General features: G+C 54.0%; 14 protein-coding genes. 3 read left to right on the forward strand and 11 right to left on the reverse strand.

Annotation, left to right across the window (positions count from 1 at the left end):
* Positions 1–32: 32 nt before the first annotated feature.
* The 9 genes from ACRBB0_RS09290 to ACRBB0_RS09330 all read right to left on the reverse strand — a co-directional run bounded on the left by ACRBB0_RS09290 (position 33) and on the right by ACRBB0_RS09330 (position 10,539).
* On the reverse strand, positions 33–497 hold the full coding sequence (locus ACRBB0_RS09290; protein ID WP_431374151.1) for a sarcosine oxidase subunit gamma: 465 nt from the start codon (positions 495–497) through the stop codon (positions 33–35).
* Between the two features lie 79 nt (positions 498–576).
* A complete protein-coding gene (locus ACRBB0_RS09295) occupies positions 577–3,513 on the reverse strand; it encodes a sarcosine oxidase subunit alpha family protein (protein ID WP_431374152.1) in 2,937 nt (978 codons plus the stop codon).
* Positions 3,503–3,769 (reverse strand): sarcosine oxidase subunit delta, encoded by a 267-nt coding sequence (locus tag ACRBB0_RS09300; RefSeq protein WP_431374153.1) that lies wholly within the window; start codon positions 3,767–3,769, stop codon positions 3,503–3,505. Before ACRBB0_RS09300 ends, ACRBB0_RS09295 begins: the two co-directional genes overlap by 11 nt.
* Before the next feature lie 6 nt (positions 3,770–3,775).
* On the reverse strand, positions 3,776–4,282 hold the full coding sequence (locus tag ACRBB0_RS09305) for a hypothetical protein (RefSeq protein ID WP_431374154.1): 507 nt from the start codon (positions 4,280–4,282) through the stop codon (positions 3,776–3,778).
* A gap of 13 nt (positions 4,283–4,295) precedes the next feature.
* Positions 4,296–5,549: a sarcosine oxidase subunit beta family protein gene (locus ACRBB0_RS09310; RefSeq protein WP_431374155.1), complete on the reverse strand. Its 1,254-nt coding sequence runs from the start codon at positions 5,547–5,549 to the stop codon at positions 4,296–4,298.
* Positions 5,550–5,654: 105 nt separating this feature from the next.
* Positions 5,655–6,212, reverse strand: a complete 558-nt coding sequence (locus ACRBB0_RS09315; RefSeq protein WP_431374156.1) for a TadE/TadG family type IV pilus assembly protein — start codon at positions 6,210–6,212, stop codon at positions 5,655–5,657.
* Positions 6,213–6,217: 5 nt separating this feature from the next.
* Positions 6,218–6,757 carry a TadE/TadG family type IV pilus assembly protein gene (locus tag ACRBB0_RS09320; RefSeq protein WP_431374157.1) on the reverse strand — a complete coding sequence of 180 codons (540 nt, stop codon included), beginning with the start codon at positions 6,755–6,757 and terminating at the stop codon, positions 6,218–6,220.
* Positions 6,754–8,355: a pilus assembly protein TadG-related protein gene (locus ACRBB0_RS09325; protein ID WP_431374158.1), complete on the reverse strand. Its 1,602-nt coding sequence runs from the start codon at positions 8,353–8,355 to the stop codon at positions 6,754–6,756. Before ACRBB0_RS09325 ends, ACRBB0_RS09320 begins: the two co-directional genes overlap by 4 nt.
* Positions 8,356–9,102: 747 nt before the next feature.
* Positions 9,103–10,539, reverse strand: coding sequence for a Glu/Leu/Phe/Val family dehydrogenase (locus ACRBB0_RS09330; protein ID WP_431374159.1), 1,437 nt, complete (start codon positions 10,537–10,539; stop codon positions 9,103–9,105).
* A gap of 341 nt (positions 10,540–10,880) precedes the next feature.
* On the opposite strand from ACRBB0_RS09330, the gene ACRBB0_RS09335 reads away from it, so the two are divergent.
* From ACRBB0_RS09335 to ACRBB0_RS09345, 3 genes are read left to right on the forward strand one after another with little or no spacing between them, the layout of a single operon-like run.
* On the forward strand, positions 10,881–12,524 hold the full coding sequence (locus ACRBB0_RS09335; protein ID WP_431374160.1) for a pilus assembly protein TadG-related protein: 1,644 nt from the start codon (positions 10,881–10,883) through the stop codon (positions 12,522–12,524).
* On the forward strand, positions 12,521–13,051 hold the full coding sequence (locus ACRBB0_RS09340) for a TadE/TadG family type IV pilus assembly protein (protein ID WP_431374161.1): 531 nt from the start codon (positions 12,521–12,523) through the stop codon (positions 13,049–13,051). The genes ACRBB0_RS09335 and ACRBB0_RS09340 overlap by 4 nt, the downstream gene beginning before the upstream one ends.
* A 14-nt stretch (positions 13,052–13,065) precedes the next feature.
* Positions 13,066–13,620: a TadE/TadG family type IV pilus assembly protein gene (locus tag ACRBB0_RS09345; protein WP_431374162.1), complete on the forward strand. Its 555-nt coding sequence runs from the start codon at positions 13,066–13,068 to the stop codon at positions 13,618–13,620.
* A gap of 86 nt (positions 13,621–13,706) precedes the next feature.
* On the opposite strand, the gene ACRBB0_RS09350 is transcribed toward ACRBB0_RS09345, so the two are convergent.
* Entirely contained in the window at positions 13,707–14,183 is a 477-nt protein-coding gene (locus tag ACRBB0_RS09350; protein WP_431374163.1) for a hypothetical protein, read from the reverse strand.
* 59 nt (positions 14,184–14,242) lie between these two features.
* Positions 14,243–15,475 (reverse strand): cytochrome P450, encoded by a 1,233-nt coding sequence (locus ACRBB0_RS09355; RefSeq protein ID WP_431374164.1) that lies wholly within the window; start codon positions 15,473–15,475, stop codon positions 14,243–14,245.
* Positions 15,476–15,535 lie beyond the last annotated feature (60 nt).

A 15,535-nucleotide genomic window follows, 5' to 3' on the forward strand; every position in this document is an offset into this window, starting at 1 on the left:
TCTTAGTTCCTGTCGTCAGCTTGTAAGCCTTTTTACGCCAGTCTCGCCCGAGCAGCAACCAAGGTCGCGGCGGTCGTTAATTCGTGTTTCAAACTTTGGGCCATGGACCGAAATGCCATAATTTCAAAGCTGCAATCCGCCGTTCTACTTACGCAAACATTCAGATGACCGCACTGACTTCGCGCTGTGTGACCTACCGGGAATTGATCTGTTGCGAGGTCAATCGGGAACAGCCGCGCTAAAACCTCCTGGACCAGCAATCCTTGCACCAGCAAAACCACCCAGGCGTCGCTTTGATCTGTCACCAAGCCCATGGTCTGCCAATCCTTTTGCGCGTGGTCGCCCGTCAGCATCGCTTGGTTGTGACCAAACCATTGGCAACGTATGTCGCCCGCGCACTGCATTTCCCCCGGTTTTGGAAACCCAAATCCCAAGTCCCGTTCCATGGCCTCATTCAGCTGGTCAAGCTGCTTTGGAAACGGGGCAAGCAAACTCATCTGACGGAAGGGGAGCTCTCGGAGTGTGACAGGACCGCAGGAAAAATCCTCCCCCTGCAATGGCGTTTTCGCAGATAGATTAACCACGCAATCTCACTCCCTCGGGGTCAAATGCAACAGGTGCTGTCACCTCACATCGTGTATCAACACTTCGCAAGTGATCGACCAATCGAACAATTTCGCCATGCCGGGCCCGTCCGTTTTTCAACAAAGCCAGCGCCCGTGGCTCTCCTAAGCTGGGTGAGAAACAGGTCGACGTCACATAGCCCTGATTATTTTCCCGAACGGCATCCGCGCCATCGGCAAACAAATGCGCGCCAGCAGGCATGTCTTGCGCGCGGCCAATGGGACGAAGGCCGATCAGTTGCTCACGATCGGCAGCTGTCAAGCCGGGGCGAGCCGCCATGGTTTTCCCGATACAGTCCTTCTTCGCCGAGACCATACACCCATAGCCCAAATCGTCCGCTGTGACTGTGCCATTGATTTCCGCATGCGTTACAAAGCCTTTTTCGATACGCAACACGTTCAGCGCTTCCATTCCGTATGCGCCACCGCCAAGCGCTTCTGCCCGTTCGAGCAAAACGTCAAACAGGCTCGCCCCAAACCGGGCGGGAACGGCAATTTCATAGGCATGTTCGCCGGAAAATGAGATCCGAAACAGTCGTGCCGAGACACCGCCGACCGACACAGAAACGTATTGCATATATGGGCACGATTGATCGTCGATGGGCGCATCCAGGACATCGTTAAGCAGTTTGCGAGATTTTGGGCCTGCAACGGCAAACTGTGCCCATTGCTCGGTGACTGAAGCAAAGCGCATCTGCAAGTTTTGGCAAAACGCCTGATGCACCCAGTCCAGATGTTGCATCACCTGCCCGGCGGCGGCGGTTGTGGTGGTCATCACCCAACGGTTTTCATCCAGCCGCGCGCATGTTCCGTCATCCAAAACAAAACCGTCTTCGCGAAGCAGCAATCCATAACGCACCCGACCGATTTTCAGGGTGCTAAAGTTATTCACATACACAAAATCAAGGAACTGCCCGACATCTGCGCCGTGTAGCTCAATTTTGCCGAGGGTCGAGACGTCGCAAACCCCGACATGATTGCGCACCATAGTCACTTCACGATCACAGCTCTGTCGCCATGTCGTTTCCCCCTCTTTCGGCACGTAACTGGGGCGATACCAAAGACCGGCCTCGATCATGGGGGCACCTGCATTGGCGTTGGCATCGTGTGACGTCGTAAACCGTTCAGGCGCATAGCCTTTTCCCATCGCCCCTGCCCCGATTGCCGAAACGGAAACAGGTGCAAAGGGGGGGCGAAACGTGGTCGTTCCAGTCTCAGGAATGCCACGTCCCGTTGCATCGGCAAGCACTGCCAAGGCCAAAACGTTCGAACTTTTGCCCTGATCGGGGGCCATGCCTTGGGTCGTATACCGCTTCATATGCTCAACCGAGCGATAGTTTTCTTGCGCGGCCTGTTGCACATCCTTGACCGTCACATCGTTCTGAAAATCAAGCCAAGCGCGCCCGCGCCCCGCAACAGACCATAGTCGCCGAATACGATAGGGGGCGGTTTCCGCGTCTGGCACGGGTGGCGAAACGCCAGAAAACCCCAGATCGCCTACCGCTTTGAGCCCCTCTTGTGCCCCGTCTGACAAACAATCTGTCGTCGAAAACACCCCTCGCGCCGCGCCTGCAACAGACATGGCCGGAACCGCATTTTCTGCAGGTACAAAACTAGCAATGTCGTCATCCCAAACCGGCCTTGACGCCATATGGCTGCTCAAATGCAAGGATGGATTCCAACCGCCAGACACCCCCAGCCCTTGAACATTCAACTTGAAATGTGTCCCGTCCGGGCGTCGGATTTGGATCGCCTCAAGCCCGAGCCGCCCATAGGCGCGCGCCACCTGCGCGCCTGGGTAATAAGGGACATTCCCCGCCAGATTCGGCGCGTCGGCGCGGCTATCGATCAATGCCGCAACATGTATCCCCGCATCGGCCAAATCGCGTGCGGTCCGGTGGGCGTCATCGTTATTCCCAAACACCGCCAGGGCTTTGCCCGGCACCACACCCCAGCGATTGAGATAGGAACGCATCGCTCCGGCCATCATCACACCCGGCTTGTCATTGTCGCGAAACGCCACATGTCGTTCCAACGCCCCGGCGCACAGGATGGCGCGTTTGGCATGGATCCGCCAAAAACATTCCATCGGAGCTCCACCCGGATCAGCAACGTGATGCGCTACGCGTTCCAAAGCCGCAAAACTGCCTTGGTCATAAGCCCCGGTCACAGTGCAACGTGGCATGAGCCGAACATTGTCCATGCCCCGCAACTCTGCCACCACGTCGGACACCCAAGCGGTCGCCGGCATGCCGTTGATGTCCTCAATTTCAGACAACAACCGGCCCCCAAATTCGCGATCCTCGTCACACAGGATGACCCGCGCGCCGCTCCGCCCCGCCGTGAGAGCCGCCATCAAACCAGACGGGCCACCGCCGATCACCAAGACATCGCAAAAGCCAAAAGCCTTTTCATAATGCTCATCAGTCGGGTGCCCAGAGAGCGCACCAAGCCCAGCGGCGCGTCGGATCATCGGTTCGTATAGCTTTTCCCAAAACGCCTTGGGCCACATAAACGTCTTGTAGTAAAATCCGGCCCCGAGGAACGGGGCGGCAAGGTCATTGAGGCCCAACAGATCAGAACCAAGGGAGGGCCACCGGTTTTGACTGCGCGCCTCAAGACCATCATATAGCTCCTGCGTCGTTGCACGGGTGTTTGGGTCTGATCGCCTCCCGCTACGCATGGTCACCAAGGCATTCGGCTCTTCCGATCCGGCCGTCATCACGCCGCGCGGCCGGTGATATTTGAAGCTTCGGCCCAACAACCGCACACCGTCCCCCATCAGGGCCGATGCCAGAGTGTCGCCAGAAAAACCCGTATGTGCATGACCATCAAAGCGAAATTGCAGAGGATCACTGCGGTCAATACGGCCTTTTCCGTCAACCCGCATTGCGGTTCTCCACCAATTCGACAGCCAAGACACTGTGATCCGTTGTGTCTCGGGTCACGATCAACCACGCAGCGCATCCGCCACTATGATACCAGAGGTCTTGGACCTGCCCCGCCGGATTTTCGCGCAAATGCAAATAGGCGTGCCACGCAGCGGCCCCAGCATCAGGCGCAGGACGATCCAGCATTGATGCCGCGCCCTGATACGTGAATTCGCGGCTGTCACGTTCTCCGCAATTGGGACAGGCCAGTCTCATGTCACCTCACATTCCGCTACAGGCCGAGGCTGAGACCCGGTTCAGTTTATAGCTGACCCACTGGCCGGGATGTTCGGCCAGATCGACGTAACCGCCACAAGATTGAGCATCCCCAACCATCAAATATCGTGTGCGAAACACCATATAATCGTTGGTTTGTTTGGTCACGTCCAGCGACCCACCATCGCATTCAACCTGACACCTGTCCCCGCGGGATTCAGTGCCACAAAACAGGAATTGCGCCATTGTTCGCCCCGCCTCTGCCGTGCCACGCAGCTTTCCTTGGTTGGCGAAAACCACCTCCATCCGCGTGTCACGGGACACATTGGTGATCCAGTCACCAACCTTCATTCGGATTGCTGCGACATGTTGGGCCGGGTGTGAGGCCAAATGGCTTGATGAATAGACACGCTCATAACATCCGGGGCGGATGTCGCTGGCCAAAGCAGCGCTTGCCATAACAGTCATCGCCGCGGCCAAAGCCGACATGCACGGTTTCATGTTGATACGCATAATCTTTCCTTCCTTAATGGAGGTTGTGTTGCGCGCCCGTTCCTTCTTCGTCCATCAGTCCGATGCCGGTTTCGAACCGGTTCAGTTTTAGCTTTTTCGCACTCTCATGCGGCTGATCTGTTGCGATCAGATGCGCCAATGCAAAGCCCGAGGCCGGTACTGCTTTGAAACCGCCGTAACACCAGCCCGTGTTGAGATAGAGCCCGCCAATATGCGTGTGATCAATGATCGGAGAGCCGTCGGGCGACATATCCATTATGCCGCCCCAACTGCGCAGCACCCGTGCTTTGCCAATGACAGGCATCAAGGTCATCGCCGCTTCCATCACTTGTTCTTGTCCCGGCAGGTTACCGCGCGCGGCGTAGGATGCGTAAAAATCCAAATCACCGCCGAAAACCAACCCGCCCTTGTCGGATTGCGAAATGTAGAAATGGCTCATCCCAAAGGTCACCACATGATCAATGATCGGTTTAAGCCCTTCTGTTACATAGGCTTGCAAGACGTGGCTTTCGATCGGCAAGCGCATGCCTGCCATTGCTGCAACTTGTGACGACCGACCAGCCGCCACCATCGCGACTTTCTTGGCACGGATCACGCCGCGCGTGGTTTGGACGCCTGTCACCTGACCAGAGGCCGTATCAATTCCGGTGACTTCACAGTTTTGGATCAGGTCGACACCGCGCTGATCCGCACCGCGCGCATAGCCCCAAGCCACCGTATCATGTCGTGCGGTCCCGCCTCGGGGGTGATACAACCCGCCATAAATTGGAAAACGGGCCGTTTCAAAATCGAGATAAGGCAACATGTGGCGCAACTCATCGCGCCCCAAGAGATGCGCATCATCCCCTTGATTGCGCATCGCATTCCCCCGACGCACTGCGGCATCGCGCTGACCATCTGAATGGAACAGATTAATAATGCCGCGCTGGGAATGCATGACGTTATAGTTCAAGTCTTGCTCAAGCCCCTCCCAGAGTTTGAGCGAATGACTATAGAATTCAGAATTGCCGGGAAGGTAATAATTGGCGCGTACAATGGTGGTGTTCCGGCCGATATTGCCCCCCCCCAAATACCCGCGCTCAAGCACCGCAACATTGGTGAGCCCGTGCTCCTTGGCCAAATAAAAGGCCGTCGCAAGGCCATGCCCGCCACCGCCAATGATGATAATGTCATACTCAGATTTAGGGTCAGGATTGCGCCAATGCGGTGACCAGCCTTTGTTGCCAGTCAGCCCCTCTTTCAGAATTCGAAATCCAGAAAAGCGCATTGCTCCATCCCACGAAAAAGCAGGGCCAGTGAACCAGCCCTGCTATGCAGTATCAATGCGGTATATCGTCGGGGCCTCGCCCCTTAGCGACCTGCCTTGTCGCGATTAACCATCACTCCATACAATTTTGGGAGCGAACCGTGGCCGGGTGAAGCCGTAATTGTAGAACAAGCTGGCTTCGTTCAGGCTTGGGATTTCAAAAGGAGGCACATAATCCGTCGCGGTTTCCACGACAATCACGCGTTCATTGTGCAGCATCGTTGGAAGGCGTTCATCCATCGTCCGCAAATCCCTGGTCCTGAGCCGGTCAAAATCACCACGGGTTTTCGACCATTCAGAGATGTATTTGCTCTTTTTCGCATTGTAGCGCACCAGAGTAACGCGCAGCGAATAGGGCCCTTCGGACCGGGTCAGGAACTCTAACAGCTCGACCATGCCATCAAGATATTCGTTGTCGATTGGGTCCGTCTCACGAGAGATGGCATCCGAAATCGTATAGGCGGCTTTTACGTTCAGGCTTTTGTAGCGAAACGCGTCGTGGAACGAAAAGGTAGCAGCCAAGATGGTGAGCATCAAGGGAACGAACAGCATGGTTTCAATGGCCACGTTGCCTTGTTCGTCTGCGGCAAAACTTTTGAAGCGGGTCAGGATCGAATTCAACATGGCGGTTACCTCGGTTCCTGGACAAAGGCCGACGTCACAATAAGCTGTGCATAGCCGTATTCGTCCAAATTGAGTTCTTTACCAATGGCGGTCGTCGGCATCATCGGCTTGTACTTCAGGCAGGCGCGGATCAGCATCAGCTGGTTGTCCTGACCGTGGACAAAGTTGCGGACTGGGCGCGGATCCTCAGAAGCGTTCTGACAATCGGTATCTGTCGGAGCTGCTGCGTTGAAATGGCGCGGGTCAACTTGAACCATCTCAAGACGCAGGTTGCTTTCGCAGGCATCCAAGATCGTTGCTTCTTCGCAAATCGCCGTTCGAACATCGTTATAGTCAGGAATGTGACCGGTGCTCAGGCGAATTTCTCGGGTTGCGAGGTCCACCCCACGTTCGAGCATTGCATGCCGAAGGTTGATATATGCGATTTCGACCGACGCAGCGAGGATCAAGAAGAAAACTGTAAAGTAGACTGCGAACTCGACCGTGGCGTTCCCGTCTTCTTCCTTCTGGAAGCGCCGGGTGAACTGAGTGAGATGAGACATCATTGGATCAACCTCAGGCTATTAATTTGACGAGCAATGGCGTGGAAGGTTTCAGTGATTTCAACACCTTCTACGTCAAAGTAGTGAGACAAGGAGGACGCGCAGTTTTTCATCGCCGTCTGACCACCTGCTGGGGCCTCAAATCCGATGGCAAAGACAACGATGCCTTCTTGTTTGGCGGCATGACAGATATCTGCCAGGCGTTCGTCTGCTGAGGAGCCGTTCACAATCGCTTCCGATGCATAGTAAACATCGTAATACGTGTTCTGAGACACCCAGCCATCATAGTACGGTTTGGTGTACATCTTTCTGGCGACGGCTTTGGTACCAAAGCGGGCAAACAGTTCGACATTGGTCATTTGGCGGGCACTGCCATTGCCATCTGGATAGCTGCGATAGCGTTGGTTCCAGCTGTTGTTCTGTTCACGGTGCCAGAAATAAACGTCGTTGTTTGTGCCGGAGTGGTCCTGAACCCGAAGTGAAAACCGGTCGTCACTGGTGCTAGAGGTGCCGCGATCATCGATCCAGATATCGGACAACCCGTATTTACGGTGTGATTTCAGGTCGTATTGGGTGGTGTTCTCACCATCCGTCATCACAACGACGAATTTGATCGCTTCTGGGTCGTCATACTGCGCCGGACGATCAGCTGCGGCATCCGAAATCAGATTATCGGTGGCCATTGCGCTAACCGCAGGCTGGCTTGAGGGGTCAAGCAAGGCAACGCCCCACTTCATCCCCAGGTCAATCGCAGTGTTGCCACCGGCGTTTAGGCTATCGATGCGGGCCTTCAGATCGTCTTTGTCCGAGCTGTGAACCATCATCGCGCCTTGATTGCCAGTTTTGCACCATGGGCTCGAAATAGACGAGCTGTATTCATTGGTGGAGTAGCGATCAAAGTGACCCAAGCGCTCGATTTCAACCGACGGGTCAATGTCGGTATTGTCAAAAGCGCTGGCCGGGAAAGTGGCACAGTTGGAATAGGAGTGGAGGCCGGACAACGTCCAATAGTTGGCCAATGTGCTGCCTAGGTTCACAGTCGCATTGTAGGGAACAAGCGAAACAGTGGTTAGCCCGCTGTCCGAGGTTTCCTGTACAACCGTGTCGACGAACTCTTTGGCTGCGGCGCGCATATTTGTGATGCGGCTCCCACCCATTGATCCCGAAATGTCGAGAACCATTGAAATTTCAACGTTTGAAATCTTTTCTTCCGCCACCGAATGACCCGGCGCTGTCAGGGTATCAAACCCAGACATGTGCAAAAAGATGGTATCCATTTCAACGCTGCCTGACGCCGTCACCGTGCGGTAGTTCATACCTTGGTCGACGTCGACGTCTGACAATACTTGTTCAAGGCCAGCTTTGGCCATGTAGTCATTTACTACGGCAACAGGGTCTTGCTCCTGCTCCAGATCGGCCGCGGCCAACACGGCGCGGTCGAGCGTACCCTGCATTTTGGCACGGGTGGCTTCAAACCGCATGATATCCACAGAGGCGCCGGTGATCGTTAAGATCAGGACCAACATGAATACAGAGAAAACGGTGACGTTACCGTCTTCCTGCTTTGAGAAGCTTTTTATGATCGCACTTGTGCTAGACATGGCGTTCTCTCCTTCACTTCCCCGGAGTTCTTCCGAGGTCTCAACAAATAGTTAACGGCGCTTTCGGACAGAATTGGGGCAGGTTCCTGTCCAAACCGGCACCATTTCGAGAACGAAAACCGCTGTTTTTGCAGGGATTTGCCTTTATTTGCGTATTTTGGAGCGAGAATTACCGTATTAAGGGTATTTTCAAGTGACGCTGGGCAAAAATACGTAAAGGTCTTTTTGACACCGTCTTGTGTATCTCTTGGCCTTCTCGCCCGGTGCAACGGGCCGATAGACATTTCCGGGCAAAAAATGCGAGACGGGGCAACATCATTAGCGGGTCGCACGATCTCAGAGCTGACAGATATGTCTGCGCTGATTGCCCGAGTTGTCGCAGCGAAACCGTTTTGCATCGGTTTTCGGCCAGCTGACGGCGTTGTGCGTTTGGATGCGTGAAAAAAACCAGTCACACCGCGGCGAAACTGTTGGCCAGGTGCGTTCACGTTTACTGAATAAGCCTTAGCACCAACGTCTTCCCCCCCATGGAAGACATGTGTCCTGTGACCTTCAGAATGCATTGTCCTATTCCCTTGTTCCACAAACCTTGAGGCGGATTGCGGTTTCAGTGGTTAGGAATAATTAGGCTTTCAGCTAAGAAGCGGACCAAAAATGTGTCAAAAAAGGGGCCTCTATCCTTAATTGGATAAAAAGGCTTTCGATCATAAAAGGAGGACGATGTCGCCCTCCTCCTGAACTTGGATATTATAGGCCTTTGGCTTGATAACTCTTGGCAACCTTTTCGATCGCCACAATATAAGCTGCCGTACGTAGATCAGTGACATCATCGCGCCCATGCCACACCTCGCGCATCGATTGATAGGCAATGCGCATCGTATCATCGAGACCTGAACGAACCAACTCCAGCTCATCAGCGCCTTGAAGGTACTTTTCCTTGAACTTTGGATTGAGTGACCAGGCTTCGCCCATGGCATCATCAAGTCGCGCAAGCTCATCAATCACCAACTGATGCCGCGCCTCTTCTTGACGGCGCTGCATTCGGCCAAAGCGAATATGGCTTAGGTTTTTGACCCATTCAAAGTAAGAGACGGTAACACCACCCGCGTTGGCATACATATCAGGAATGATCACAACGCCCTTGTCACGCAAGATTTCATCGGCTCCGGCAGTAACCGGGCCATTGGCAGCCTCAATGATGAGGTTTGCCTTGATCCGGTCCGCGTTAGACAGGTTGATCACCCCTTCCAGCGCGGCTGGAATAAGGATGTCGCACTCCTCTTCAATAACCGAATTGCCTTCGGCTGTGTGATTGGCATCAGGAAAGCCCGTCACACCACCATGTTTCACAATCCACTGGCGCACTTTCTCAACATCGAGCCCGTTGGAGCTAAACAGCGCCCCATCATGTTCAATGATCCCTGTGATGACCGAGCCATCTTCCTCTTGAAGAAACTTGGCCGCATGATACCCAACATTGCCCAACCCCTGAACAATGACGCGCTTGCCTTCCAGAGAGCCAGTTAATCCGGCTTTGTCTTTATCCTCTTGGTGTCGGAAAAATTCGCGCAACGCATATTGAACTCCGCGCCCGGTCGCTTCGACCCGACCAGCGATCCCGCCAGCATTCAGCGGTTTGCCTGTCACACAGGCCCGCGCGTTGATATCAGTGGTGTTCATCCGAGCATATTGGTCGGCGATCCAAGCCATCTCACGCTCACCTGTTCCCATGTCGGGAGCAGGCACGTTTTGCGACGGATGAATAAGGTCACGTTTGGCAAGCTCATAAGCAAATCGGCGTGTGATTTGTTCGAGTTCATGGACGTCATACTGACGCGGATCCAAACATAGCCCGCCCTTTGAGCCCCCAAACGGCGCTTCGACCAGCGCACATTTATATGTCATCAGAGCCGCTAGCGCCTCAACCTCGTCCTGATCAACAGCCGAGGCAAAGCGAATGCCCCCCTTAACCGGCTCCATATGCTCAGAATGAACCGAGCGATATCCAACAAACGTTTGGATCTGGCCCCGCAGGCGCACCCCAAAGCGCACCATATAAGTCGCGTTACAAACCCTGATTTTTTCCTCAAGGCCTGGTGGCAGGTCCATCAAGGACACTGCACGGTTGTACATAAGATCAACGGATTCACGAAATGTCGGTTCATTTAACGGCGCAGCGGACATGAGAGCCCTCCCAAATAAAAGTGCACAGACCGCAGCACGGCCAATCGGTGTCACCCTAAAAACACGTCAATGAGAATCACGTTAACGCCACAATGATTTTTTAGCATCGTTTTTTCGTCAGAATTAGGTCGTGTTTTTCTCCTGTGAGTTGCCAGATTGTAAATGAGCTGGAAACAAACCTCCTAAAAAACCGGTTAATGTTTTGAAATTTATGTAAAAATCTTCGAAATTGCCAATCAAAACGCCCCAATTTGGCCATCTTGCATTGGCATAAATTAGGCAACCAAAACGTATTGCTTGAGTAACATCCCGGGATGCCCCGGAAGGAAGGAAGGTACAGGATGCGGATGATTTCCAAGATCAAATCGCCCAGCGCGCTAAAATCGTCGACCAGCAGCCTCTTCAACCGGTTTCAGCACGACCAAGACGGTGCTATGTCATATGTCGCAGTCACTGGTGCCCTCATTATGATGGTCTTTGGCGGCATCGGCATCGACATGATCCATGCAGAGCTCAAGCGCAACAAAGTTCAAAACACTTTGGATCGTGCTGTCCTGGCCGCTGCAAATATGGACAACACGATGGACCCACAGTTTGTTGTGCAGGAATATTTTCGCGCAATGGACATGACCGATGCATTGACCGGTGTCGCGGTTGATCAAAGCCTGAACTACAAACGCGTGACGGCCGATGGCAACGCCACGATGCCGTCCAACTTCATGAGCCTGCTCGGTGTGGACACGCTTCAGGCCGCCGGTCGTGCAACCGCAGAACATGGCCTGACAAAGATTGAAATTTCGCTGGTTCTCGACGTTTCGGGGTCCATGGGCGGCAACAAAATCCGACAATTGCGCGACGCTGCAAAAGGGTTTGTCGACCTGATGTTGCCAGAGGACGGCTCTGACATGGTGTCGATTTCAGTTGTTCCGTACAATGCGACCGTGAACCTTGGTGACACAATATCCCAGTACTTCAACTTGAATGATGTGCATGACTATTCCAGTTGCGCGACTTTTGAGACGTCTGATTTCACCAGTACAGCTGTTGATCCTTCAGAAGAACTCGGGCGGCTTGCCCACTTTGACCCCTACAACTACAGATCATCAGATGGGCAGATCAGCAGCCCGTGGTGCGCCACTGGCAACACCAGCGCGATGATTGCCCACAGTTCAGATGCAGATAGCCTAAAAGCACATATCGATTCTCTGAATGCTGGCGGCAACACCGCTATTGATCTGGGGATGAAATGGGGCGCGGCCCTTTTGGACCCCGCAGCACGTCCAGCGGTCCAAGCGCTGTCCGTTGCAGGCTATGTCGCCCCCGAACACTCTAGCCGCCCTGCAGCCTATGCCGACAACGAGACGCTCAAATTCGTTGTTGTCATGACCGACGGTCAAAACACCACGCAGTTCGATCTCAAATCTGATCTGAAATTTGGTTTGTCTGAAATTTGGGTCGACACGCGTGGAACAGAAGACCGCGGCGACGACCGTTACTCGGTCAGGGTCATCGATAACCCGACCGGCGATGATACGTATTACTGGGTTCGCCACGCAAACAATCCGGTAAGTTCGCGCTACAAGAACAAACCTGACGGGCCAGAAAACTCTGACAACGTTTATCAAATGACAAATGCGGACGTTTACTCCCGGTTCAGCACCAGGTCGGTTGCCTCAACATTCTTTTATCCGCCGTACCGGGACGGGTATCTGTCCTACAACACATATGTCGACAATTATTATGCCTATGTGGCGACAGTCGACGGCGCGCAGGCGGATAACAACTTGTCAACAGTCTGCCAGTCAGCCCGTGACAATGGCGTGGTCGTCTATGCGATCGGTGTTGAGGCTCCGCAGGCCGGTTTGAATGCCATGCAAGACTGCGCCTCCTCCCAAGCCCACTACTTTGATGTTCAAGGCGGCGACCTGAATGACACATTCTCTTCGATTGCCCGTTCCCTCCAGATGCTGAGGTTGACCCAATGACCAGAATTTTACGAAACCGCCTGAACAGTTTTCGGGCCAAAGAAGACGGAAGTGTTGTCGTTCCATTTGCCCTATGGGTGCCCCTGTTCCTGATCCTGATCTTGTCATCGATTGAGCTCGGAACCGTCACAATCCGGCAAACGGCTCTTGAACGGGCTTTGGACAACACGGTGCGCGACATCCGGCTTGGAGCAGTGACCGCTCATTCGGAGATCAAACAATCAATCTGCGACGGTGCCGCCGTTCTGCCCAGCTGTATGGATACATTGCACCTAGAAATGGTATCCTTGGACATGCGCGATTGGGGCGGGGTTATCGACGCGGCGGATTGCACGGACACCGCGCAGAGCGTCACGCCAAACCGCTCGTTCCAAAATGGCAATGCCAACGAAATGATGCTGTTGCGCGCCTGCTATAAGTACCAACCAATCACACCCGCAGGAACGATCAGCTCCAGCTTGTCGAAAGACGCCCAAGGATATACCGCCCTTGTTGTCAGCTCAGCCTTTGTTCACGAACCATCTTAAGGAGAGGGAAGACGATGTTTGATTTTATGAAATCCCGCTTCCGCCGTTTTGCAGATGATACCCAAGGTTACATTACCGTCGAGGCGATGATTGTTTTACCGGTCCTGCTTTGGTTGTTTGGTGCCAGTTGGGTGTACTTTGACGCCTTTCGCCAGCAAAGCATCAGCCAGAAAGCCAACTACGTTATCGGCGATATGTTCTCGCGTGAGACAGATCCGATCAACGGCACCTATGTTGACAACGCCCGCGAACTTTTGCGCGAATTGACCAAGAGCTCGGACAGTGAAAGCGATCTGCGTGTCACTGTTGTTCAATACGATACGAATATTGCCGGCTGGCAAGTTGTTTGGTCGCAAGAACGTGGTGATCAGACGGCTCTCAACAATGGTGGTCTGTCCGCGTACAGTGGCAAATTGCCCGTTGCGAGCGGCGGTGATCAATTGATCCTGGTTGAGACATGGGACCTGCATGAACCCATTTTCGACGTCGGCCTGAGCGACTTTGAAATCCATACCTATAGCTTCACCCGGCCGCGTTACGCACCGCAGGTGGTGTATTCAAACAGCTAAGGATCGGCAAAGCTTAGGGTTTCAAATACCCCCCAGCAGACCTTGAGCTTAGGCCGCGCCCCGTGACGGGCGTGGCCAAATTCGATTTACATCTCCGCCTTAGCGAGCTTCAGGGTAATAATATCAGCAACCGGCTTGGTTTGCCCGCCGGACGTCACACCGCCAATGGCGACACGCTTGCCAAGACGCCACCACAAACCAGGATGCCACGCGCGCGGCTGGGGCTCTTTTAGGAAGATGATAAAACCGTTCGATGGTTTCATGGCAAAGGCCCCGCGATCAACCTTTTCGATCTGATCAATACGGGCCAAAACCACACCTTCGGTATCAATCAATTCATCTTCTGTCAGGATGATGTCCCGCGCCGTCGCCTGCCACAGCATTTGCGAGACCCAAAGCGCAAACAGACCGCATCCAATCAAGAACACCAACCAAATCGGGTTTTGCGGCGGAGCGACGAATGCAAGATAGAGCATCAAGGCCCCAAGCCCGACCATTGCCCCTGCCCCAATCACCCGGCGTGGTGCAGATGCTGTGATGCGTGCTAATTCAGTGTCACTCATGTCCGTCCCCTTGTCGCTTGCCCCGCCAATACGCGCAAATGGCTTGCGGGTGAAGCCCGCTATGCAGGTGTTACTGAAATCCGAAGCGATTTAGGGCCTCGAACCGACAGGCCACGTTTGTAGTCGGGTTCCCCAGCAGCCAGCTCGATCTTTGCAAAACGGCGATTCAAGGTCGAAAATATCACATCCATATCCAAAGCCGCCAAATGGTTGCCCAGGCACAGATGTGCGCCTTTGCCAAAGGCGATATGCCGGTTCGGGGTGCGGGTAATGTCAAATTTGTCAGGGTTTTCAAACTGGTCCGGGTCGCGATTGGCCGCCCCATAAAGCAGGCCAAACCGGGTACCTGCCCGAAAGCTCTGTCCACCAATCACACAATCACGCGTGGCAAAGCGATGGAAATACGGGAGCGGGGCTTCATAGCGAAACATCTCTTGGACAGCCGTTGTTATCTGGTTAGGATCGTTGCGCAATTTGCGATGCTGATCCGGGAATTTAAGCAACGCATGCATGCCTGACCCCAACACATCAATGGTCGATCCATGCCCCGCCATCAAAATCAGCATTGCCGTCGCGATCAATTCGTCCTCAGACAACCTACCCGCGTCGTGATGAATCATTAGCTGGGTCAGCAAATCTTCTTGCGGGGATTTGCGGCGTTCTGTCACCAAATCGGCGAGAAACAGGTAAAACTCCTTGGTCGCCTGCTCAGCGAGCGCTTTGTCGTCTTGGCCACGCCCGACATCAAAGAACCGAACCACACTCTCGGACCATATCCGAAGTTGCGGGCAGTGTTCATCCGGCACCCCAAGCAAACGGCCAATGATGTGGCCGGGAACATGCGCTGCGAAATCCTCGATGAAATCAAAATCACGCAGGTCACTTAGCCTGTCCAATTTAGCGTCAACAAACGTCTGAATTGCTTCGCGTTGTCTGGCAATCATCGCACGTGTGAACTCCCGAAACACCAAGGTCCGCAGCCGGTGATGCGTCGCGCCTTCGCTTTCGAGCAGATTGGTCTGCACAAAGCGTTCATGATGGGGCATGTCGTGCCAGTTTATCTTGCGCTGGCCTGCTTTGCGCGCCCCGTCGCTCAGCTGATCATCTAGACTTCGCACCATTGTCCGATCCGAAGCAACCGCTTCGACATCAGCCATTTTAGTGAGCATCCAACTGTCGACATCCTCATAATAATAAGGGGTTTCGAGCTGGCGCATGGCACTATACACCGCATACGGATCTCTGGCAAAATCGGCCGATAGCGGATCAAAAACAAGCTGCGCTTGCGTCATGACAAGGCCCCTCTGGCTGGTTGCAAGAAAACGAGCTTAGAGACAATTCACCTTGCCGCT

Source organism: Pelagimonas sp. (genome assembly GCF_050633425.1).
GTDB lineage: Bacteria > Pseudomonadota > Alphaproteobacteria > Rhodobacterales > Rhodobacteraceae > Pelagimonas.